The following is a 24,079-nucleotide window of genomic DNA, read 5'->3' as shown; positions in this document are numbered from 1 at the left end:
CGCAATACGGTGTCGGATCCGGCACCGCATCAGCATCATCCGCCTGCTCGACGCTTCGCCTTGCAGCTCAGCGCCGACCGTTCCGCATCGACCGCAGTCCGGGCGCCGGCGCTCGTCCGATGGCCTGCAGCTCATGCAGTGAACACCGGCGCCGGACCACGATCAACCCGCCTGCTTCACGCGCATGTACCATTCGACCAGCCGGCGGACCTGCCGCTCGGTGTAGCCGCGTTCGACCATGCGCGCGACGAAGTCGTCGTGCTTCTTCTCGGTCTCGCCGTCCTTCTTGCTGCCGAACGAGATGACCGGAAGCAGATCCTCGACTTGCGAGAATATCCTCTTTTCGATCACTTCGCGGATCTTTTCGTAGGAGGTCCAGGATGGATTTTTTCCGCCGTTCTGGGCCCGGGACCGCAGCGAGAACTTGACAACCTCGTTGCGGAAGTCCTTCGGGTTGGCGATCCCTGCCGGCTTCTCGATCTTGGTCAGCTCCTGGTTCAACAGCTCGCGATTGAGCAGCTGTCCCGTATCGGGATCCTTGAAGTCCTGATCCTCGATCCAGGCGTCGGCATAGTCGACGTAGCGATCGAACAGGTTCTGGCCATAATCGGAGTAGGATTCCAGATAGGCCTTCTGGATCTCGTGGCCGATGAACTCGGCATAGCGCGGCGCGAGGTCGGCCTTGATGAACTCGAGATAGCGCTTCTCGACCTCCTCCGGCAGCTGCTCGCGCTTGATCGACTGCTCCAGCACGTACATCAGGTGAACCGCGTCGGCGGAGACTTCCGACGTGTCGTGGTTGTAGGTCGCGGCCAGCACCTTGAACGCAAAGCGGGTCGAGATGCCGTCCATGCCCTCGTCGACGCCGGCGGCATCGCGATATTCCTGGACGCTGCGGGCCTTCGGATCGGACTCCTTCAGGCTCTCGCCGTCATAGATCCGCATCTTGGCATAGAGCGTCGAGTTTTCGTGCTTGCGGAGCCGCGACATGACCGAGAAACGAGCCAATGTCTCCAGCGTCGCCGGCGCGCAGGGGGCGGTGGCGAGCTCGGAGCCCTGGATCAGTTTCTCGTAGATCTTTCGCTCCTCGGTGACGCGCAGGCAGTACGGCACCTTGATGACGCAGATGCGGTCGATGAAGGCCTCGTTGTTCTTGTTGGTCTTGAAGCTCTGCCACTCCGCCTCGTTGGAGTGGGCGAGGATCACGCCATTATAGGGAATCGCACCGATGTTCTCGGTGCCGATATAGTTGCCTTCCTGCGTCGCCGTCAGCAGCGGGTGCAGCATCTTGATCGGCGCCTTGAACATTTCGACGAATTCGAGAATGCCCTGGTTGGCGCGGTTGAGGCCGCCCGAATAGCTGTACGCATCCGGATCGTTCTGCGCGTAGGTCTCGAGCTTGCGGATGTCGACCTTGCCGACCAGCGAGGAGATGTCCTGGTTGTTCTCGTCACCCGGCTCGGTCTTGGCGATGCCGATCTGGCGCAGCCGCGACGGCTGGATCTTGGCGACGCGGAATTGCGAGATGTCGCCGCCGAAGGCTTCCAGCCGCTTGTAGCACCACGGGCTCATCAGGCCGGACAGACGGCGGCGGGGAATGCCGTATTTCTCCTCGAGCATCGGACCGAGCGTGTCGGGATCGAACAGGCTGAGCGGCGATTCGAACACGGGGCTCAGCTCATCGCCGGCTTTGAGCACGTAGATCGGATGCGTTTCCATCAACTGCTTCAGTCGCTCGGCGAGCGACGACTTGCCGCCGCCGACGGGTCCGAGCAGATAGAGGATCTGCTTGCGCTCTTCGAGCCCCTGCGCGGCATGGCGGAAGAAGCCGACGATGCGCTCGATCGTATCTTCCATGCCGTAGAAGCCGGCAAAGGCCGGATACAGGCGAACCGTCCGGTTCAAAAAAATACGGCCAAGGCGTGGGTCCTTGGCCGTGTCTATCATCTGAGGCTCACCGATCGCAGCTAGTAGTCGCTCAGCGGCGTTCGCGTATCGCATCGGGTCGGTTCGACACGATTCAAGATATTCCTGCATCGACATGTCGGTCTGGCTGCGTGCCTCGAACGACCTCGCGAACGCGTTGAACAACGAATCGTTGTACATGATCCCTCTCCACGTAGGTTCCGCCGCACCGCTGCAACGGGCCGAGATCAAAGTACGTTCCTACTGATCTCGAACCGATTCAGAGTGAAGCGCGCTAGCCCCCATTGGGCACCCTCTTGGTCCTCTTTCGCAACGCAAAGCGCATGCAGCATATGCCCTATCAACATGCACTTCGCTCAATAGTTCGGCAAAAGCAGGCTGACTCCCTTCATTTGTACCCCATTGTCTCTGCTTCGCAACATCCGCAATACCCCGGCACCGTAGTCTCCCTGCGCCGCACAAGCTGTTGTGAAGCCACGTGAAGCGGAGCTCCGACACGCCCGAAGCAGTGTCGGCGACGCAGGTGAACCACAAATGAACGAAGCTCTCCTCCGCAACGACCGCGCGCCGGAACGATTGTGGCGTGGTGTGCGCGTCACATGCGACCGGAGACATTCGCAAGGAGGGCCAGCAGCGTGGTCATGCTGTGATCTAAGCGCGCACTCGCTGCTATCCGGCAAGGATGAAGGCATCTCACTGAGACAGATGTGCGCTGCTTTTCGCTCTGCAAGGACGCGCCCCTTCATCCGCCCAACATATTCGCGCGCATATTGACGGCCTCTGCTCGCGCGGGCATCGGCGAGTGGAGCCATGGTGCGATCATCTCTCATTTGAGCGAAATGGAACGGATGAGCGTCGTTCGGCGGCGCCCTGTCCGATGACGACGGCGCCAGCCGTTCGAATCACGTGACACGATCGCCCGGCCAGTCAGGAGCCGTCTCAGCCAAGACATCGCCGCGCTGCCGCCGGGGCAATCTTCGACTGCGCTCGCACGGGATCGGGCGCGCTGGAAGGCTTTGGAAGCCCGCAGGAAGCGCTTGGGATTCAACGAGGATCAATCCAATATGAATGGCGTTATCCGAACGGCTGACGCATAGTTTCGTCCGGGGCCGGGCCGGTTCTGCCCGGAACCCAAAAAAGCAAGCCAGAGCACATAGATAGGCATCATGAATCCGGTCAAGAAACTCGAACGACATGGCCAGGCGGTCTGGCTCGACTTCCTCGCTCGCGGCTTCGTCGCCAAGGGTGACCTGAAGCGGCTGATCGAGGAGGACGGCGTCAAGGGCGTCACCTCCAATCCCGCCATCTTCGAGAAGGCGATCGGCAGTTCGGACGAATATGACACGCCCATCGCCAAAGCGTTGAAGGGCGGCGACCGCTCACCGACGCAGTTGTTCGAAGCCGTGGCGGTCGAGGACATCCAGAACGCCGCCGACGTGCTCCGGCCGGTTTATGACAGTTTCGACGGCAATGACGGATTCGTCAGCCTCGAAGTCTCGCCCTATCTGGCGATGGACGCCGAGGGGACGATTGCCGAAGCCGAGCAGCTCTGGAAGGCGGTCGACCGCGAAAATCTGATGATCAAAGTGCCGGCGACGGACGCCTGCCTTCCGGCCATCCAGCACCTGATCTCCAGGGGAATCAGCGTCAACATCACGCTGCTGTTCTCGCAAAACGTCTATCGGCAGGTTGCCGAAGCCTATCTCGCCGGCTTGGAGGCTCACGTCGCCCACGGCGGCGATCCCTCGCATGTCGCGAGCGTCGCCTCGTTCTTCGTCAGCCGCATCGACAGCGTCGTCGACAAGCAGCTCGACGAGAAGATTGCCCAGGCGAACGACCCCACCGAGAAGGAGCGGCTGGCCGCGCTGAAGGGCAAGATCGCCATCGCCAACGCCAAGATGGCCTATCAGGATTACAAGCGGCTGTTCTCGGGCGAGCGCTGGGAGCGGTTGGCGGCCAAGGGCGCCAAACCGCAGCGCCTGCTGTGGGCCTCCACCGGCACCAAGAACAAGGATTACAGGGACGTCCTCTATGTCGAGGAGTTGATCGGCCCCAACACCGTCAACACCGTGCCGCCAGCGACGCTGGACGCATTCCGCGACCACGGCGAGGTGCGCGACAGCCTGGAGGAGAACGTCGACGCCGCGAACGCGGCGCTCGAGGAGCTGGCGAAAACCGGCATCTCGCTCGACGAGATCACCGCCGACCTCGTGGTCGATGGCGTCAAGCAGTTCGCCGATGCCGCCGACAAGCTGTATGGCGCGGTCGCACATAAGCGCGCGGTGGTTTTGGGCGCCGGACTTGGGCAGCAGTCGATCGTGGTTGCTGCTGACCTCGAGAAGAAAGTGCAGGCCGCTACCGAGGATTGGCGCAAGGCCGCCAAGATCCGCCGCCTCTGGCACAAGGATGCAAGCGTCTGGACCGGCCGCGACGAGCACAAATGGCTGGGCTGGCTGACCAGCGCCGAGAAGGCCGACCTTGCCGACTACGAGGACTACGCCCAGCGCGTGAAGGGACAGAAATTCTCAGACGCCGTCGTGCTCGGCATGGGCGGCTCCAGCCTCGGTCCGGAGGTGCTCGCCAAGACCTTCCCGCGCAAGGCCGGCTTCCCCCGGCTGCACGTGCTCGACTCCACGGACCCGGCCCAGGTGCGCGCGATGGAGAAGAAGATCGACGTTGCGAACACGGTGTTCATCGTCTCCTCGAAATCGGGCGGCACCACCGAGCCGAACGCGATGAAGGACTATTTCTTCGCCCGCGTGAGCGAGGCGATCGGGGCCAAGAAGGCCGGCCATCGGTTCATTGCCGTCACCGATCCCGGCTCGTCGCTGGAGAAGGCGGCCAAGGCGCAGGGATTTGCGCGCATCTTCCACGGCGAGCCGAGCATCGGCGGCCGCTACTCGGTGCTGTCGCCCTTCGGCCTGGTGCCGGCCGCAACCGCCGGCATCGATGTGCGCAAGCTGGTCACGCAGGCGCTGTCGATGGTGCGGTCCTGCGGCCCCGACGTGCCGCCGTTGCAGAATCCGGGCGTGCAGCTCGGGCTCGCCATGGGTCTCGCCGGTCTCGATGGCCGTGACAAGGTGACCATTTTCGCCTCACCCAAGGTCGCCGATTTCGGCGCCTGGGCCGAGCAGCTGATCGCGGAGTCCACCGGCAAGGAAGGCAAGGGCCTGATCCCGATCGACGGCGAGCCGATCGCCTCGCCCGAGGTCTATGGCAACGACCGCTTCTTCATCGACATCAAGGTCGAGGGCGATGATGATCCCGGTCACGCGACGAAGCTCGCCGCTCTGGAGGACGCCGGTCATCCCGTCGTGCGCATCGTGATGGGATCGATCGACCAGCTCGGGCAGGAGTTCTTCCGCTTCGAGATCGCCACTGCCGTGGCCGGCGCCGTGCTGGGCATCAACCCGTTCGACCAGCCTGACGTCGAATCCGCCAAGATCAAGACCCGGGAGCTGACGGCCGCGTTCGAGCAGAGCGGCGCGCTTCCCGCGGAAGAGCCCGTCGTCGCCATCAAGGGCTGCGAGCTCTACACCGACGCGCACAATGCCGAGAGCCTGCGCGAGCATGGCGCCGACGGCACCCTCGCCTCCTGGCTGAAGGCGCATCTCCGCCGCGCCGGCGACGGCGACTACATCGCGCTGCTCGGCTACATCGAGCACAATGGCGCGAACACCGAGGCGCTGCAGCGGATGCGCGTGAAGCTGCGAGACACCAAGCATCTCGCGACATGTGCCGAGTTCGGCCCGCGCTTTCTGCATTCGACCGGCCAAGCCTACAAAGGCGGGCCGGACAGCGGTGTGTTTCTCCAGATCACCGCCGACGAGGGGCAGGACCTGACGATACCCGGTCAGAAGGCCAGCTTCGGAGTCATCAAGGCGGCGCAGGCGCGCGGCGATTTCGACGTGCTCACCGAGCGCGGCCGGCGGGCGCTGCGGGTTCATCTCAAGGGCAACCTGAAATCGGGCCTGAAGATGCTCGACGGCGCGCTCACCGAAGCGCTGAGCTAGGAAGGGCTCGTCATGCAATTGGGAATGATCGGTCTCGGGCGGATGGGCGGCAACATCGTGCGCCGCCTGATGCGCGCGGGACATTCCTGCGTCGTCTATGATCGCGACACGAAGGCCGTCGCGGCCCTTGTCTCGGAAGGCGCGACCGGCGCCGCGAGCCTGGAGGAGTTCGTCAGCAAGCTTGCCACGCCGCGGCACGCCTGGATCATGCTGCCGGCCGGCAAGATTACGGAAGCCACCGTTGAACAACTGACCAAGCTGATGTCGGCTGATGACGTCATCATCGATGGTGGCAACAGTTTTTGGCAGGACGACGTCCGCCGCGGCAAGGCACTCCGAGAGCGCGGGCTGCACTATGTCGATGTCGGCACCTCCGGCGGCGTCTGGGGCCTCGACCGCGGCTACTGCATGATGATCGGAGGCGACAAGGCCGTCGTAGACCGGCTTGATCCGATCTTCGCGACGCTCGCACCGGGGATCGGCGATATTCCGCGCACGCCGGGTCGTGATAGCCGCGACCCGCGCGTCGAGCAGGGCTACATCCACGCCGGCCCCACCGGCGCCGGACATTTCGTCAAGATGATCCACAACGGCATCGAGTATGGTCTGATGCAGGCCTACGCCGAAGGCTTCGACATCCTGCGCAATGCCAACAGCGAGGTGCTGCCAGAAGCGCACCGGTTCGATTTCGATCTCGCCGACATCGCCGAGGTCTGGCGCCGGGGCAGCGTCATTCCGTCCTGGCTGCTCGACCTCACCGCGAGCGCACTGGCGCGTCAGCCGGCACTCGAGAAGTACTCCGGCTATGTCGAGGATTCCGGCGAGGGCCGCTGGACCATCAATGCCGCGATCGATGAGGCCGTGCCGGCGGAAGTGCTGACGGCCGCTTTGTTTGCGCGCTTCCGCTCGCGCCAGGAGCACACTTTCGCGGAAAAGATCCTGTCGGCCATGCGCGAGGGCTTCGGCGGCCACAAGGAGCCGGAGCAGCATCCTGATCCCGCGCGCCAGAGCGCGCCCGAGATCGTCAAGCCCAAGGATAACAATAGGGCCGACCGCGCGTGACACATCCCCGCCAGCCGCAACATCAGAAGCCCGACGCCTGCGCCTTCGTCATCTTCGGAGTGACCGGCGATCTCACGCACCGCCTCGTCCTGCCGTCGCTCTACAATCTCGCCGCCAATCATCTGCTGCCGGATCGGTTCTGCATCGTCGGCATCGCGCGCAAGGGCATGTCGAGCGAGCAGCTGCGCGACAATCTGATGGAAGGCTTGCGCAAATACGCGACCCGCCCCGTCGAGGACGAGATCGCCCAGCGCCTGCTGCACTGCGTGACCGCGGTCGAGGCCGATCCGAAGGAGCCGGACAGCTTCGATCAGCTGAAGGCGCGGCTCGAGAAGCTCGAGGCTGCGCGTGAGACGCATGGCAACCGGCTGTTCTATCTGGCGACGCCGCCGAGTGCCTTTGCGCCGATCGCCCAGCAGCTCGGACGCGTCGGGTTGCTGAAGGAGGACGGCAAGGCGTGGCGCCGGCTCGTAGTCGAAAAGCCATTCGGCACCGATCTCGCTTCGGCCAAGAAGCTGAACGACCAGTTGCTGGAGCTCGTGACCGAGCACCAGATCTACCGCATCGATCACTACCTCGGCAAAGAGACGGTGCAGAACATCCTGGTGCTGCGCTTCGCGAACGGCATGTTCGAGCCGATCTGGAACAGGCATCACATCGACCATGTCCAGATCACGGTCGAGGAGAAGCTCGGGGTGGGAACGCGCGGCAGCTTCTATGACGCGACCGGTGCGCTGCGCGACATGGTGCCGAACCATCTGTTTCAGCTGCTGTCGCTGGTGGCGATGGAGCCGCCTGCGCGTTTCGATGCGCATACCGTCCGCTCCGAAAAGGCAGAGGTGCTCTCGGCCATCCAGCCGCTCACCGAACAGGAAGCGCTGCTGAATTCCGTCCGCGGCCAATACAAGGCGGGCCAGATCGGCGGCACCGAGCTGTCCGACTACCGCAAGACCAAGGATGTTCGGCCCGATAGCCCCACCGAAACCTATGCGGCGCTGAAGCTCACCATCGACAATTGGCGCTGGGCCGGCGTGCCGTTCTACCTCCGCACCGGCAAGGCCCTCGGCGCCAAGCGCACCGAGGTCGCGATCAAGTTCCGCCAGGCGCCGTTCGCGATGTTCAGCTGCACGCCGATCGATACGCTGGCGGAGAACTATCTCGTGATCGGCATCGAGCCGACCCAGAGCATCACATTGCAGTTCAACACCAAGATTCCAGGGCCGACCATCCGTACCGACGGTGTGCAGATGAAGTTCAACTACAAGGACTATTTCCAGGCCGAGCCGGCCACCGGCTACGAGACTCTGATCTATGACTGCATGATCGGCGACAACATCCTGTTCCAGCGTGCCGACAGCGTCGAGGCCGGGTGGAAGGCGGTGGAGCCGTTCATCGAGGCCTGGAAGAAGGCCGGCCGCGACGGCCTGCATTCGTATGAAGCCGGCAGCGAAGGCCCCACGGCGGCCGCCGATCTGCTCGCGCGCGATGGCCGCAGCTGGCGAAAGCTGGCCTGAACCATGGCGACCGCCTCTCCCGCGTTGGTCCGCGTCGCCGACAAGGCGGCGATGGCGCAGGCGGCAGCCGATCGCCTCATCGCACAGATCGCGCTCAACCCCGGCCGGATCGCGGTCTGCCTGGCCGGCGGGTCCAGCCCGAAGCAGCTCTACGAGCTGCTGGCGACGGACGCCTGCCGCGCGCGCATCCCATGGCCGCGCGTGCACTGGTTCATCGGCGACGAACGCTTCGTTCCCCCCGGCGACCCGCTGCACAACATGACGATGGCTCGCCACGCGTTCCTCGATGCCTGCGCACCACCAGCGAACATTCATCCGATCCCGACCGACACGGCCACGCCCGAGGCTGCAGCGCATGCCTATGAGCGCGAGCTGATGGCGTTCTACGGCGCCGACAAGCTCGATGCGGCACGGCCGCTGTTCGATCTGGTGCTGCTCGGCATCGGCCCCGATGGCCACGTCGCCTCGCTGTTTCCAGGCTTCCCGGCCGTCAATGTCAGTGATCGCTGGGTCGTCGGCGTCGACAAGGCCAACGTAGCGCCGTTCGTTTCCAGGGTCAGTCTGACCCTGCCTGCCCTCGGCTCCTGCCGAACCTTGCTGTTCGAAGTGGCCGGTCCGGACAAGCGCGCGATCTTGACGCGGGTGCTGGCGGGCGAGAACCTGCCCGCCCATCGCGCCCGCTCGGACCATCACACGACATTTCTGATCGACGCCGCGGCGTGGCCGGAGACCTCATTGGATCGATCGCCGCCGGAGCTGCCGCAGGCGCTCATCATCATGGGCGTGGCCGGCTCGGGCAAGAGCACGATCGGCGAAGCTCTGGCGCAGCGCCTCGGGTGGCGCTTCGAGGACGGTGACAGCTTCCATCCGCCGGCCAACGTCGCCAAGATGAGTGCGGGCCACCCGCTCACCGACGAGGATCGCTGGCCGTGGCTTCAGGCAATCGCCGATGAGATTGCACGATGCCGCGCGAACGGCGAACGCATCATCATCGCGTGCTCGGCCCTCAAGAAGGTTTATCGCGATATCCTGGCCGGCAATCGGGACGACGTCCGCATCGTCTATCTCGAGGGCAGCCAGAACCTGATCGCCGACCGGATGCGTCACCGCAAGGGTCACTTCATGCCGACCGGCCTGCTCGACAGCCAGTTCGCCACGCTGGAGCCGCCGGGGGGTGACGAACATCCCGTCACGGTATCAGTCGATGCCCCAGTGGAGGCGATCGTGGACGGCATCCTGCAACGACTGCGCATCGGTCAGGGCCGCGCCTGACTGCGATTGGAAGGTCTCATGACCCACATTGCTCTCGTCGTGTCCGATGTCGACGGCACGCTCCTGACCAAGGACAAGGTGCTGACCGAGCGGGCTGCAAAGGCGGCGCGCCAGCTCCGCGAGGCGGGCATCGCCTTCACCATCACATCCAGCCGGCCGGCGATCGGCATGGGATTCCTGATCGCGCCATTGCAGATCGACCTGCCGGTCGGCCCGTTCAACGGCAGCTCGATCATCGGTCCCGACATGCAGCCGCTGGAGCAGAGCCTCATTCCGGCCGGGGCCGCCGAGCGCTGCATCGATCTTCTGCACCAGCGCGCCATCGACATCTGGGTGTTCACGAGCGATGCGTGGCTGACGCGCAATCCGGACGGCGACTACGTGCCCAACGAGCAGCGCGCGATCCGCGCCGACCCGACCATCATCGATGATTTCACTCCCTATCTCTCCAGCGCCTGCAAGATCGTCGGCGCCAGCCGCGATTTCGAGCTGCTGGCCCGCTGCGAGAGCGAGATGCGCGAGCTGCTGGGGACGGAGGCGACTGCCGTCCGCTCGCAGAGCTATTATCTCGACATCACCCCGCCCGGCCGCAACAAGGGAACGTTCGTCACGGCGATGGCGCAGCACCTCGGCATCCCGCTCGACCAGGTCGCGACCATCGGCGACATGCATAACGACGTCGCGATGTTCGATGTCAGCGGCCTCTCGATCGCCATGGGCAATGCCAGTGACGACGTCAAGAGCAAAGCCAGGCGCATCACCACGTCGAATCAGGACGAAGGCTTCGCCAACGCCATGGAGATGATCCTGGCCGAGAACGCGCAAGGTTAGCTGCCCCGGAAATCGGGCTCCGGGCTCATGACTCCGACCGCTGCTTGGCCGGCTTGTCGCTCGCCCGCTTGGCACCGCTGAGATTCTGCGCCGTGTTGATCAGCGCAATATGTGTCAATGCCTGAGGAAAATTGCCGGTCTGCCGGCGCGCTTCGATGTCATATTCCTCGGCAATCAGTCCGACGTCATTGGCGATGTCGACCACGCGCTGGAACAGGATCTCGGCCTTCGCGAGTTCGCCGGTCAGCACGTGCGCATCGGCCAACCACAGCGTGCAGGCCAGGAAGGCGCCTTCGATCGGCTGCTGCTCCTCCGACGACATCTCGCGCGGATCATGGCGCAGCACGAAACCATCGCGGAGCAGGTGCCGCTCGACCGCCGCGATGGTGCCGCGAATCCGCGCATCGGAGCACGGCAGGAAGCCGACGGCCGGCAGCAGCAGCAGGCTGGCATCGAGCAGCCGAGACCCGTAGGATTCGACGAAACTGCCGAGCCCCGAATCGAAGCCCTTCTCGCAGACGTCGCGATGAATGGTCTCGCGCAGACGTCGCCAGCGCTCGAGCGGCCCCTTCAGATGGAAGCGCTCGGCGCTCTTGATGGCGCGGTCGAACGCAACCCAGGTCATGACCTTGGAGAACACGTAGTGACGGCCGTCGCCGCGACGCTCCCAGATGCCATGGTCGGGCTGGTCCCAGACGTCGGTGAGATGATCGAGCACCGCGCATTCGAGGCCCCAGGTGCCGTCATCGAGCTTGAGCCTGCTCATGCGTGCCTGGTGAAAGGCGTCGATCAGCTCGCCATAGACGTCGAGCTGAAGCTGCGCATGGGCTGCGTTGCCGATCCGGACCGGCTGGGCGCCTTCGTACCCCGGAAGCCATTCCGCTTCCCACTCGGTCAACCGGCGCTGCCCCATGATGCCGTACATGATCTGCATATGTGCCGGCGCGCCGGCCGCTGCCCGCAGCAGCCAATTGTGCCAGGCCAGCGCCTCTTCGGTGTAGCCGGAGTTCATCAGCGCCAGCAGCGTGAAGGTCGCGTCGCGCAGCCAGCAGAAGCGATAGTCCCAATTGCGCCAGCCGCCGAGCTTCTCCGGCAGCGATGTGGTGGGGGCCGCGACGATGCCGCCGGTCGGGCCGTAGGTCAGCGCCTTCAGCGTGATGAGCGAACGCATCACGAGATCACGATGGTCTCCCCGATAGGTGCAGCGGTGCGACCAGTCCTGCCAGAACGCTTCGGTGTCGCGGAGCGCCTGCTCCGGATCGATCGCTTTCGGAGGCGCCAGATGCGATGGACCATAGGTCAGAACGAACGGCACGGTCTCGCCGGCCGCGACCTCGAACTCCGCCACCGTCGTCATGTTCTCGCCGCGCGTCTCGACCGGCGTGTGCAGCACCGTCATGTCAGGGCCGCACACGGCGAGCAGCGCGGTGCGGTCCTCCGACCGCCTCACCCAGGGGATCTCGACGCCGAAGCCGAAGCGGATGATCAGGTCCATCCGCAGGGCCACCTTGCCGCTGATGCCGCGAACCAGCCGGACGATGTCGGAAGCGCTGCCACGCGGCGGCATGAAATCGACCAGCTCGACCGTGCCTGCCGCGGTCTCGAACCGGGTCTCCAGGATCAGGCTGTCGCCACGATAGCGGCGCGAGCTGGCGGTCACTTTGCCCTGGGGCGCGATGAGCCAGCGGCCATGGTTGTGATCGCCGAGCAGCGCCGCGAAGCAGGCGTCGGAATCGAACGCCGGCCAGCACAGCCAGTCGATCGATCCGTTGCGGCTCACCAGCGCCGCCGTCTCGCAATCACCGATCAGCGCATAATCTTCGATCCTGCAAGACATCCGGCATCCGCGTGCAAATGCCCCCGCCCGAACCCCGCTGCTTAAACGCCGGCCGGGCTGATCCGTTCAGCGGTCGCGGCCTTCAGCGCCGCGACATTTGCGGCGCCTGAGATGTCCTCGATGCCGATCGGCATCTTGCGGCGCCAGTTGGGATGCTCGTCGATCGTCCCGGGAATGTTGGGCTGATCGACAACGCCGAGCAGATCCTCGAGCGAGACCGCCAGCAGCCGCGACCGCGTCCGCGACAGGAATCCAATCGCGGAATGGACGTCGTTGCCGATGATCCCATTGTGGCGCAGCACCTCGTCCCAGAGACCGAGCGCGTGCCAGCGATCCTGATCGCTCTCGCCAGGATCGATGGCCAGACCGCGCTTGGTGTTGAGGTCGCCGAACGAACGCCAGCCGGCATAGGTCGAGAGATCGTGGGTGTTCAGAGTGACCAGGGCGTTGGGCGGGTAGGAGTCGACGTCGCGGAAGCGCCCGTTGTCGTCGCGCTCGAAGATCATGACCTTGTAGGACCACAGCCCCCAATCGGCCATCTGCTCGCGAAACCCTTCCGGCACGGTGCCGAGATCCTCGCCGATGACGATGCACTGGTTGGCGACGCTCTCCATCGCGGTGGCGGCGAGCAGCGCATCGAACGGCATCTGGACATAGGCGCCCTGCTTGGCCGGAAAACCATGCGGCACCAGATAGAGCCGCTTCAGGCCGAGCACATGGTCGAGCCTGATCGCGCCGGCGTGACGCATCGAGGCCCTGATCATCTCGCGAAACGGCTCGAAGTTCTTCAATTCGAGCCCTGGGGCATTGAAGCCCGCCAGTCCCCAGTTCTGACCGACCGTGTTCAAGGGATCAGGCGGCGCGCCAACGGACAGCGTGCGCGAAATGGCGCCCTGCTCGTTCCAGGCATCGAATCCGTCGGATTGGACGCCGACGGCGACATCGAGATACAGGCCGACCTTCATGCCCAACCGATGGGCAAGATCCTTGCAACGGCGCAACTGGCGCTCGGCGAGCCACTGCACATAGGCCACGAAGTCGGCCTCGCGCCGGTCTGGACCGCTCAGCAGCGCAGCACAACGCGCAGCGTCGGGCTGCCGCCATTCCTCGGGCCATTCCCACCACGGCTTCTCGAAGCGATGCCGCAGCACCTCGAAACAGGTGAAGCGCGCCAAGAGGTCGCCGCGCTCGGCGCGATAGGTCTTGAACTCCGCCACTTCGGCGCTGTCGGGCGCAGACATGAAGACGTCGAACGCCGCGCGCAAGGCCGGCCATTTCAGCGCCGCGACGCCCTTGTAATCGACCAGCTCGGCTTGCCGGAGCGGTTCGAGCTGCTTGTCGTCCGGTCCCTTCGCAAAGCCGGGCGCCTGCTCGACATCGATATACAGGGCGTTGAGAAACAGCCGGCTGTTCGGCGCGTAGGGGCTGAAATCGCCGGGCCGGTCGTCGAACAGCGCGTGCAGCGGATTGAGGCCAACGCCGTCCGCGCCCAGCTCGGCACATAGCTGGATGAGGTCGGCGAGGTCGGTGAAATCCCCCATGCCCCAGTTGCGGCGTGACCTGATGCCGTAGAGCTGCACCGCCAAGAGCCAGACGCGGTCGAAATCGCCCGAGAACGCCTTGTCGGGCGCGACCAGCAGCGGCAGCTCCTCGCGGCATGACGACGCATCCAGGAGCTCCAGGCGATAGCTGCCCACGGGCAGATCCTGAGGCCATTCGACCAAGGCGTCGCGCGTCTCACCCTCTGCAATCGTGGCGTCGCCACGCTTGATGACCCAGGTGACCGGCAGCTTGGCAGCCTCGCTGAGGCGGCTGCGGGCCGGCTGCGCAGACCGAATCACGATCGCGCCGCTCAGGAGCTGGTGAGGCGTCGGCCTGGGGAAGGCCTCGACGATAATCTTGAGGGCCGCCTCGTCGGTGACGCGGCGCTGTCCCTGACCATCATAGAATTCTGTCAGGATTCCGAGACTGTGAGCTTCGCTGTAGAGATCCATTCGGCACGCGATCTGGACGTACGGGGGACGCACGTCGGTAAATTATTGTGGGACAGCAAGAGGATAGACCTCTAACGCGCCGCCCGTGCCCTCGTTCCTCAGGGAACAAATCCGGGGCCGGCAGCTTTGTATGAAGTCGTCTCGATTCCTAGCGAACCGGGACACCGATTTCTTGTCAATGGCATCACAGTGAACAAATTTACGCACACGTTCGAGAGCGTCGCCCTCCGGGACGCTTTCTCCCCTATTCTGCCCTCTTTTGAGGAGAGCCGCATCTGTCGGAGCCGAGACACGTCGCATCGCGCCTCCGACCGCAGCCGATTTTTCATCCTCTCTCCTAGGTGAGGGCCTCATGAATCTGATGTCATCCCTGGATGTCCCCAATCTTCAGACCGAGACCGACGGCGACGGCCTGTGGTACAAGGACGCGATCATCTACCAGTTGCACGTCAAGGCGTTTGCCGACAGCAACCATGACGGCATCGGCGACTTCGCCGGTCTCACCGAGAAGCTCGATTATCTCCAGGATCTCGGCGTCACCGCGCTGTGGCTGCTGCCGTTCTATCCCTCGCCGGGCCGCGATGACGGCTACGATATCGCCGACTACGGCAGCATCAATCCCGACTTCGGGACGATGAAGGAGTTCAAGCGCTTCATCCAGGAGGCGCAGCGGCGCGGCCTGCGCGTGATCACCGAGCTGGTCGTCAACCACACCTCCGACCAGCACCATTGGTTCAAGCGCGCACGGCGCAGCCCGCCCGGCTCCAGCGCGCGCAACTGGTATGTCTGGAGCGACACCGACCAGAAATATCCGGGCACGCGCATCATCTTCACGGACACCGAGAAGTCGAACTGGACCTGGGACCCCGAAGCCGGCCAGTTCTACTGGCACCGCTTCTTCTCGCACCAGCCGGATTTGAACTTCGACAATCCGCGCGTCGTCAATGCCATCATCCAGGTGATGAAGCGCTGGCTCGATGCCGGCGTCGACGGCTTCCGGCTCGACGCCATTCCTTATCTCTGCGAGCGCGACGGCACCAACAACGAGAACCTTCCCGAGACGCACGCGATCATCAAGCGTCTGCGGGTCGAGCTCGACAATTACGCCAAGGACAAGCTGCTGCTCGCCGAGGCCAATCAATGGCCGGAGGACGTGCAGGAATATTTCGGCCAGGGCGACGAGTGCCACATGGCCTACCACTTCCCGCTGATGCCGCGCATCTACATGGCGATCGCGCAGGAGGATCGTTTTCCCATCACCGACATCCTGCGCCAGACGCCGGACATTCCCGCGAGCTGCCAATGGGCGCTGTTCCTGCGCAACCATGACGAGCTCACCCTGGAAATGGTGACCGACGTCGAGCGCGACTATCTGTGGTCGACCTATGCCAACGATCCGCGCGCGCGCATCAATGTCGGCATCCGCCGGCGGCTGGCGCCACTGATGGACAACGACCGGCGCAAGATCGAGCTGATGAATTCGCTCTTGATGTCGTTCCCGGGCACGCCGATCATCTATTATGGCGATGAGATCGGCATGGGCGACAACATCTATCTCGGCGACCGCAACGGCGTGCGCACGCCGATGCAATGGACGCCGGATCGCAACGGCGGCTTCTCGCGGGCCGACCCGGCGCGGCTGTACGCGCCGATGATCATGGACCCGGTCTATGGTTACGAGGCCGTCAACGTCGAGGCGCAATCGCGCAGCCTGTCGTCGCTGCTCAACGCCACCAAGAAGCTGATCTCGGTGCGCAAGTCGACGCTGGCCTTCGGCCGTGGCACAATGACCTTCATCCGTCCCGCCAACCGCTCCGTGCTGGCCTATGTCCGGCAATACAAGGACGAGGTCATCCTCTGCGTCGCCAACCTGTCGCGCTCGGCGCAGGCCACCGAGCTCGATCTGTCGGCATTCAAGGATCGCGTGCCGATCGAGATGCTGGGCCGCTCGCGATTTCCCGCGATCGGCGAGCCTCCCTATATGATCACGCTCGCGCCCTACGGCTTCTACTGGTTCCAGCTCAAGGAGCGCGAGAAATCCGAGCCGGTCGTTCAGCGCGCGGTGCCGGAGTTCGAGACGCTGGTGGTGCCGCTCGGATCGACCTGGGTGTCGCTGGCGCGCACGCGCAGCCTGTTCGAGCGCGACGTGCTGCCTGGTCACCTCGCGCGGACCCGCTGGTATCCGGAGCGCGCGCCGGAGGCGATCGAGGCGACGCTGACATCGGCCATCCCGTTCTGCGACATCGGCGACAACCGGCCCTGGCTGATCTTCTTCAAGGCCGCCGGACGCAAGGACGATCTGCGCTATCTGCTGCCGATGCAGATCGACTGGGTCCGTTTCGATCGCGAGCGCTACAACCCGCAGGCGTTCGCCGCCGTGCGTCAGGGCGCCCGCGAGGGCACGCTGCTGGATGCCGCCAACAACCCCATTTTCCTGGCGCTGCTGCTGCGCAATCTGGCGCAGTCGCTGACGGTGGAAGAGAATGGACTGCGCCTCGAATTCCGGCCGACCTCGAAGTTTCCCGACAAGCCGATCCGCGAGTCAGAGCAGATCCGCGTCATCGAGACCGACCGCTGCAGCAGCAAGGCGGTCGTCAACAACGAATTCTTCATCAAGATCTACCGTGAGCTCGAAGCCGGCTCCCATCCCGAGACCGATATCGGCCGCTTCCTCACCGAGACCGCCGGCTTCCCCAACGTGCCGCCGCTGCTCGGCAGCGTCGAGGTGATCCAGGACGGCGAGCGGCGTACCGTCGGCAGCGTCCACGGCTTTGTCGAAAATCAGGGCGATGGCTGGACCGTCAGCGCCGCCTATCTCGACCGCTACATCGACGACCAGCGCGTCTTCGCGGCGAGTGGAGACGTACGCCAGAGCGAGGAGCTGACCCCTTATCTGCGCTACGTGATGCAGGCAGGGCGGCGGCTCGGAGAGCTTCATGTCGCACTGGCCTCACGCAGCGACATCGCCGAATTCGCCCCCGAGGCCACCACCGCCGACAGCCTGGATCATTGGATCGATCGGCTGCGGGCCCAGGCCGGCCGGGTGTTCGGCAGTCTGAGCGAGCGCCGCGACCGGCTCAAGGATCCCGAACGTGGGCTGGCCGACCAGGTGCTCGCTCGCCGCGGCGAGTTGTCGGAGCGGCTGAGCGCGCTGGCCCACCATGTCGGCGGCCAGGACATCCGCGTCCATGGCGACTTCCATATCGGCCAGGTCCTGATCGTCAAGGACGACATCTTCATCATCGACTTTGATGGTGACGAGGAGCAGCCGCTCGAAGAGCGTCGGCGCAAGGCGCCGCCGGCGCGGGACATCGCCGGCTTTCTGCGCTCCATCGACTGCTCGATTCGCGTTGCGCTCGACCGCGCCCTGAATGCCGCTCCCGATGATCACGGCAGGCTTGCCGCCGCCCTCTCGGAGTGGCGCGATCAGGCAACCGCTGCATTTCTGGCCGGCTATCGCGAGGTCAAGGCTCATCAACGGCTCTGGCCGGACGATCCGCGCGACGCAGAGGCGCTCCTTAACTTTTTCATGCTGGAAAAAGCCCTCGGAGCGCTGGAATATGATCTGGCTCACCGGCCGGACTGGTTGCGCGTCGCGCTGGGCAATCTGCTTCGCGTTCTGTCCGAGTCAGCACCTGCCAGCGAGTCCTCATGACCCATCTTTCTCCCGAGGCGTTTGCGATCATCGAGGGCCGGCATGCCGACCCGTTTCGCTATCTCGGTCAGCACAATGTCGACGGCAGGACCGTCGTCCGCGCGTTCCTGCCCGAGGCCTCCCGGGTGGAGGTGGTCGGCGAGCATGGCGAGATCGCGCCGCTGGCGCGCATCCACGACGCCGGCCTGTTCACGGGGACGATGTCGTCGATGCAGCGCTATCGCCTGCGCGCGACATTCGGCGATGCCGTCACCGACCTCGAAGACCCCTACCGCTTCCTGCCGATCTTGAGCGATTTCGATCTGCATCTGCTCGGTGAAGGCAATCACGAGCGGCTCTACGACAAGCTCGGTGCCCATCCGATGCTGCTGGATGGCGTCGACGGCGTCGGCTTCATCGTGCTCGCGCCCAATGCGCGTCGCGTCAGCGTGGTCGGCGATTTCAATTTCTGGAACGCGCGGCGCCACCCGATGCGCGTACGCGGCAACGGCTATTGGGAGCTGTTCATTCCGCGCGCCCGGGCCGGCGATCACTACAAGTTCGACATCATCGGCCCGCAGGGCGAGCACCTGCCGCTGAAATCCGATCCGATGGCGTTCGCGGCCGAGATGCGCCCGAAGACGGCGTCGATCGTGGTCGACGAAACCACTCTGCCGCGGCCACGGCCTGCCCCGCACGACATCAACAAGCTGAGCAAGCCGGTCTCGATCTACGAGGTGCATCTCGGCTCCTGGCGGCGCAAGGACAACAATCAGTGGCTGAGCTATCGCGAGCTCGCCGAGCAACTGCCGGCCTATGCGCGCGACATGGGCTTCACCCATATCGAATTTCTCCCGATCAACGAGCATCCGTTCGACGGCTCCTGGGGCTATCAGCCGACCGGCCTGTACGCGCCCACGAGTCGCTTCGGCAGCCCGGAGGATTTCTGCGCGCTGATCGATGCCTGTCATCGCGAAGGCCTCGCGGTGTGGCTCGACTGGGTGCCGGGACATTTCCCGGACGATCCCCACGGCCTCGGCCATTTCGACGGCACCGCGCTGTACGAGCACGCCAACCCGATGCAGGGCCGGCATCTCGACTGGGGCACGCTGATCTACAATTACGGCCGCACCGAAGTCGCCAATTTCCTGCGCTCGAACGCGCTGTTCTGGCTGGAGCGCTACGGCATCGACGGGCTGCGCGTCGACGCCGTCGCCTCGATGCTCTATCTCGACTACAGCCGTCCCTCCGGCGGCTGGATTCCCAACAAGTTCGGCGGCCGCGAGAATCTCGAAGCCATCGAGTTTCTGCGCCGGACCAACATCGACGTGTTCGGCCATTTCCCCCAGGCCACCACCGCTGCCGAGGAGTCCACGGCGTGGCCGCAGGTGTCGCGCCCGGTCGACATGGGCGGCCTCGGCTTCGGCTACAAATGGAACATGGGCTGGATGCACGACACCTTGCGCTACATCAGCAAGGATCCGATTCACCGCAAATATCACCACGGCGAGATCCTGTTCGGGCTGCACTACGCCTTTTCGGAAAACTTCATCCTGCCGCTGTCGCATGACGAGGTCGTGCACGGCAAACGCTCCATCCTCGGCCGGATGCCCGGCGACGACTGGCAGCGTTTTGCGAACCTGCGCGCCTACTACAGCTTCATGTTCGGCCATCCCGGCAAGAAGCTGCTGTTCATGGGCTGCGAGCTCGCCCAGGAGCGCGAATGGAATCACGACACCTCGCTCGACTGGCATCTTCTGGGCGACGCCAAATATGCCGGCATCCAGGCCCTGATCCGCGACCTCAACCATCTCTACCGCAACGTGCCCGCACTGCATGAGCGGGACTGCGAGCCGGACGGCTTCGAATGGCTGATCGCCGACGATTCCGACCGCAACGTCTTCGCCTGGGTACGAAAAGGCTTCGATGAGCACGCCCGCTGCGTCGTGGTCGTGAACTTTTCGCCCAACGTGTATTACAATTACCGGGTCCGCGTGCCGTTCGGCGGCAAATGGAGGGAAGCATTCAACTCCGATTCCCTGCATTATGGCGGCAGCAATGTCGGCAATGTCGGCCAGGTCCATGCCTCTGAAGATCAGCACCTCAACCTCATCCTCCCGCCCATGGCAGCGGTATTTCTCGTCCCGGAAGGCTGACTCCATGCGCCTGGCCGCAGGAAGTCACGCCCGTCTCGGCGCCACCTGGGACGGACGGGGGACGAATTTTGCGTTGTTCTCCGCAAATGCCGAGAAGGTCGAGCTCTGCCTGTTCGACAGCCAGGGCCGGCGCGAGATCGAGCGGATCGAGTTGCCCGAGCGAACCGAGGACGTCTGGCATGGCTATCTCAACGACGTCTCGCCGGGGCAGCTCTATGGCTACCGCGTCTACGGCCCTTACGAGCCGGAGCGCGGCCATCGTTTCAACGCCAACAAGCTGCTGCTCGACCCCTACGCCAAGCGGCTCGCTGGCCGGCTGGTCTGGAGCGACGCGCATTTCGCCTATCGCGCCGGCTCGCCGCGCGAAGACCTTTCGTTTGACAGACGCGACAATGCGCGCGGCATGCCAAAGGCCGTGGTCATCGACGAGACCTTCAATTGGGGCCGCCGCGAGATGCGGCCGCAGATCCCGTGGGAGGACACGATCATCTACGAGGCCCACGTCAAGGGCCTGACCAACAGGCGCGACGATGTCCCGCCGAACCTCCGCGGCACCTATGGCGGGCTGTCGTCGCCCGCGATGATCAAGCACCTCAAGCGGCTCGGCGTCACCACGATCGAGTTGCTTCCGATCCACGCCTTCATCGATGACCGCATGCTTGTCGAGAAGAAGCTGGTCAATTACTGGGGCTACAACACGATCTCGTTCTTCGCGCCGGAGCAGCGCTACGCGCAGGACAATCCGCTCGACGCCTTTCGAACGACAGTGGCGCGGCTGCACGATGCCGGCATCGAAGTCATGCTGGATGTGGTCTACAACCACACCGCCGAAGGCAATCATCTCGGCCCGACGCTTTGCTATCGCGGCATCGACAACGCCTCCTACTACTGGCTCAAGCCCGACAATCCGCGCTTCTATGACGACTTCACCGGCTGCGGCTCGTCGGTGAACCTGACGCATCCGCGCGTGCTGCAGATGGTGATGGACTCGCTGCGCTACTGGGTCGAGGTCTGCCATGTCGACGGCTTCCGCTTCGACCTCGCCACCACCTTGGCCCGTGAGAAGCACGGCTTCGACCGCCGCAGCGGCTTCCTCACCGCGATCCGCCAGGACCCGGTGCTGGCGAGCGTCAAGCTGGTCGCCGAGCCCTGGGACGTCGGCCTCGGCGGCTATCAGGTCGGCGCCTTCCCGTCGCAATGGTCGGAATGGAACGACCGCTATCGCAGCGCCATGCGCCGCTACTGGAGCGGCGAAGGCAGCCTGATCGGCGAGGTGTCGAGCCGCATGACCGGCTCGTCCGACATCTTCAATCACGACGGCCGCACGCAGCGCGCCAGCGTCAACCATGTCACCGTCCATGACGGCTTCACGCTCGCCGATCTCTTCGCCTACAACAGCAAGCACAACGAAGCGAACGGCGAGGACAATCGCGACGGCTCCAACGACAACCACAGCAACAATTTCGGCCACGAAGGACCGACCGATGACGCGACGATCACCGCGTTGCGGCGGCAGTCGCGCAAGAACCAGCTCGCTTGTCTGTTCCTCGCGCAGGGCCTGCCGCTGCTGCTCGCGGGCGACGAGGTCGGCAACTCGCAACATGGCAACAACAACGCCTATTGCCAGGACAACGAGGTCGGCTGGGTCGACTGGAGCGGCATGGGCCGCGAGGGCGACGATCTCACGGGTTTCATCGCGCACATGACCGATCTGCGCCGCCGCTTCGGCCAGATCCGCGCGCGCCGCTGGCTCGACGGCCGCCGATCCGACGGCAGCTTCGGCGTGCTGTGGCTGACGCCTTCGGCGGAGGAGATGACGCAAACCGACTGGACCTTTCCGGATGGTCGATTTCTCGCCTATGTGCTCGGCCCGGTGGAACAGGAGCAGGCTCCGATCTTTATCGTTCTGAACGCGGCCCCCGAAGAGATCGGATTCAAATTGCCCAAGCTCGCCGAAACCAAGACGTGGCAACAGGTCCTGAACACCACGGAAGCCCAGCAGAAGCCGATCGATTTTGCATCCGGCACGGACCTCAAGGCCCCGCCCCGCTGCGTGCTGGCGTATGCGGGCCTGTCATGACCGCCCGTCAATTCGGACCCCGGCTCACGCCGGACGGCACGACGTTCCGGCTGTGGGCGCCCGCCGCCAAGCGCGTCGATCTGGTGCTCGATGGCAAGCATGAGATGCAGCGCGGGCATGGCGGTTGGTATTCGCTCGAGGTCGCCGGCGTCGGCGCCGGTACACAGTATAAGTTCCGAATTGACGACGAACTGGACGTTCCAGATCCCGGCTCGGATTTCCAACCCGAAGACGTCTTCGGCCCGAGCGAAATCATCGACCACGGCTCCTATACTTGGCGCTCCGGAAACTGGCGCGGACGTCCGTGGCAGGATGCCGTGTTCCTCGAAAGCCATGTTGGCACCTTCACGACGGAGGGCACCTACCGCGCGATGATCGACAAGCTCGATCATCTCGTCGAGACCGGTATCACCGCGCTCGAGCTGATGCCGTTGGCGGACTTCGCCGGCTCGCGCAACTGGGGCTATGACGGAGTGCTGCTCTACGCGCCCGACCACGTCTATGGCCGCCCCGATGATCTGCGCGCTCTGATCGACGAGGCGCATCTGCGCGGCCTGATGGTGTTCCTCGACGTCGTCTACAATCATTTCGGCCCCGAAGGAAACTACATCGGCCTGTATGCGCCGACCTTCTTCACCGATGCGCACACGCCCTGGGGCAGCGCCATCGACTATCGGCGGCCCGAGGTTCGTGCGTTTGCGATCGAAAACGCGCTGCATTGGCTGACCGACTATCGCTTCGACGGACTGCGCTTCGACGCCGTCAATCACATCCTCGCCAACGAGGGTGAGATTCCGATGCTGCACGATCTCAGCGCCGCCGTCGGCAAGCTGGTCGAGCAGACCGGACGGCACATCCATCTCGTGCTGGAGAACGGCGATAATCGCGCCAGCATGCTCGATGCGGCGGAAGATCCGCCCCGCGGCAAGTTCCGCGCACAATGGAACGACGACTATCACCACGTCTGGCACGTGATGCTGACCGGCGAGACGGGTGGTTATTACGGCGACTACCAGCAATCGCCGCGCGGCGGCCTCGCTCGCGCGCTCGCCTCCGGATTCGTCTATCAGGGCGAACAGGCGGCCTTCTGGGGCGACATTCCGCGGGGCGAGCCGAGTGGTCATCTGGCCCCCGGCGCGTTCGTGAATTTCCTGCAGAACCACGACCAGATCGGCAACCGCGTTTTTGGCGACCGCTTGGAAGCGTTGGCGCCGCCGGAAGGGATCGCGGCTGCGCTGGCAGTCACCCTGCTCGCACCGACCGTGCCGATGCTGTACATGGGCGAGGAATGGGGTTCGAAGCAGCCGTTCCCGTTCTTCTGCGATTTCCAGGGCGATCTCGCGAACGCCGTGCGAAGGGGCCGGCGCAAGGAATATGAGTGGGCGTATGCCAAATATGGCGACGAGGTGCCCGACCCGCTCGACATTGAAACCTTCAAGTCCGCGATCATCGATTGGGACGCGCGCAACGCCTCGCCCGGCCGCGAGCGCCTGGCGCTGGTGCGCGATCTCCTCGCCGCACGACACAAGCACGTCGCGCCCCGGTTGCCGGGCGCGAGCTTCGGCAAAGCCGACGTCACCGACGACGGCCTCCTGAGCGCGCATTGGGTGATGGGCGACGGCAGCACGCTCCGGCTGCTCGCCAACGTCTCCGATAAGGACATCTCGGCGGCATCGAACGTCGCGGGCAGCCCGATCTGGGGCGGCACGCCCGGAGATCGCCTGCCGCCCTGGTCGGTGTTCTGGAGCATTGGAGGATAA

The 24,079-nt window shown here is 64.4% G+C and carries 12 protein-coding genes; 9 read left to right on the top strand and 3 right to left on the bottom strand.

Annotated features, from left to right (window positions below):
• Nucleotides 1-162: 162 nt before the first annotated feature.
• Complete coding sequence (locus tag QXZ94_RS32915; RefSeq protein ID WP_172111194.1) at nucleotides 163-2,106, bottom strand: PrkA family serine protein kinase; 1,944 nt, start codon at nucleotides 2,104-2,106, stop codon at nucleotides 163-165.
• Nucleotides 2,107-3,092: 986 nt separating this feature from the next.
• On the opposite strand from QXZ94_RS32915, the gene QXZ94_RS32910 reads away from it, so the two are divergent.
• Genes QXZ94_RS32910 through QXZ94_RS32890 form a run of 5 tightly spaced genes read left to right on the top strand, consistent with a single transcriptional unit; the run spans nucleotide 3,093 to nucleotide 10,618 of the window.
• Nucleotides 3,093-5,939: a bifunctional transaldolase/phosoglucose isomerase gene (locus QXZ94_RS32910; RefSeq protein ID WP_315725482.1), complete on the top strand. Its 2,847-nt coding sequence runs from the start codon at nucleotides 3,093-3,095 to the stop codon at nucleotides 5,937-5,939.
• A 12-nt stretch (nucleotides 5,940-5,951) separates the two neighbouring features.
• Nucleotides 5,952-7,001, top strand: a complete 1,050-nt coding sequence (gene gnd / locus QXZ94_RS32905) for a phosphogluconate dehydrogenase (NAD(+)-dependent, decarboxylating) (RefSeq protein ID WP_315725480.1) — start codon at nucleotides 5,952-5,954, stop codon at nucleotides 6,999-7,001.
• Nucleotides 6,998-8,515, top strand: a complete 1,518-nt coding sequence (gene zwf, locus QXZ94_RS32900) for a glucose-6-phosphate dehydrogenase (RefSeq protein WP_315725478.1) — start codon at nucleotides 6,998-7,000, stop codon at nucleotides 8,513-8,515. The genes gnd and zwf overlap by 4 nt, the downstream gene beginning before the upstream one ends.
• Nucleotides 8,516-8,518: 3 nt before the next feature.
• Nucleotides 8,519-9,787, top strand: coding sequence for a 6-phosphogluconolactonase (gene pgl, locus QXZ94_RS32895; protein ID WP_315725476.1), 1,269 nt, complete (start codon nucleotides 8,519-8,521; stop codon nucleotides 9,785-9,787).
• A gap of 18 nt (nucleotides 9,788-9,805) precedes the next feature.
• On the top strand, nucleotides 9,806-10,618 hold the full coding sequence (locus QXZ94_RS32890; RefSeq protein WP_315725474.1) for an HAD family hydrolase: 813 nt from the start codon (nucleotides 9,806-9,808) through the stop codon (nucleotides 10,616-10,618).
• A 25-nt stretch (nucleotides 10,619-10,643) separates the two neighbouring features.
• Here the strand turns inward: QXZ94_RS32890 and QXZ94_RS32885 are convergent, their stop codons facing one another.
• On the bottom strand, nucleotides 10,644-12,455 hold the full coding sequence (locus QXZ94_RS32885; RefSeq protein WP_315725472.1) for a glycoside hydrolase family 15 protein: 1,812 nt from the start codon (nucleotides 12,453-12,455) through the stop codon (nucleotides 10,644-10,646).
• 41 nt (nucleotides 12,456-12,496) lie between these two features.
• Complete coding sequence (gene malQ / locus QXZ94_RS32880) at nucleotides 12,497-14,449, bottom strand: 4-alpha-glucanotransferase (RefSeq protein WP_315725470.1); 1,953 nt, start codon at nucleotides 14,447-14,449, stop codon at nucleotides 12,497-12,499.
• Nucleotides 14,450-14,801: 352 nt separating this feature from the next.
• On the opposite strand from malQ, the gene treS reads away from it, so the two are divergent.
• The 4 genes from treS to treZ are packed head-to-tail and all read left to right on the top strand — an operon-like array spanning nucleotide 14,802 to nucleotide 24,079.
• Nucleotides 14,802-18,104 (top strand): maltose alpha-D-glucosyltransferase, encoded by a 3,303-nt coding sequence (gene treS / locus QXZ94_RS32875; RefSeq protein ID WP_315725468.1) that lies wholly within the window; start codon nucleotides 14,802-14,804, stop codon nucleotides 18,102-18,104.
• The gene (gene glgB, locus QXZ94_RS32870) at nucleotides 18,101-20,239 is read left to right on the top strand and encodes a 1,4-alpha-glucan branching protein GlgB (RefSeq protein WP_315725466.1); all 2,139 of its coding nucleotides are present in this window, start codon (nucleotides 18,101-18,103) and stop codon (nucleotides 20,237-20,239) included. Before treS ends, glgB begins: the two co-directional genes overlap by 4 nt.
• A 4-nt stretch (nucleotides 20,240-20,243) precedes the next feature.
• Complete coding sequence (gene glgX / locus QXZ94_RS32865; protein WP_315725464.1) at nucleotides 20,244-22,319, top strand: glycogen debranching protein GlgX; 2,076 nt, start codon at nucleotides 20,244-20,246, stop codon at nucleotides 22,317-22,319.
• Nucleotides 22,316-24,079 carry a malto-oligosyltrehalose trehalohydrolase gene (gene treZ / locus QXZ94_RS32860; protein ID WP_315725462.1) on the top strand — a complete coding sequence of 588 codons (1,764 nt, stop codon included), beginning with the start codon at nucleotides 22,316-22,318 and terminating at the stop codon, nucleotides 24,077-24,079. The genes glgX and treZ overlap by 4 nt, the downstream gene beginning before the upstream one ends.

Origin of the sequence: Bradyrhizobium sp. SZCCHNS2022, assembly GCF_032377575.1 — a bacterium.
In the GTDB taxonomy this organism is placed as follows: Bacteria; Pseudomonadota; Alphaproteobacteria; order Rhizobiales; family Xanthobacteraceae; genus Bradyrhizobium; species Bradyrhizobium aeschynomenes.
The sequence above is the reverse complement of the archived record's forward strand: the minus strand, read 5'-3'. Positions and strand labels throughout refer to the sequence as shown.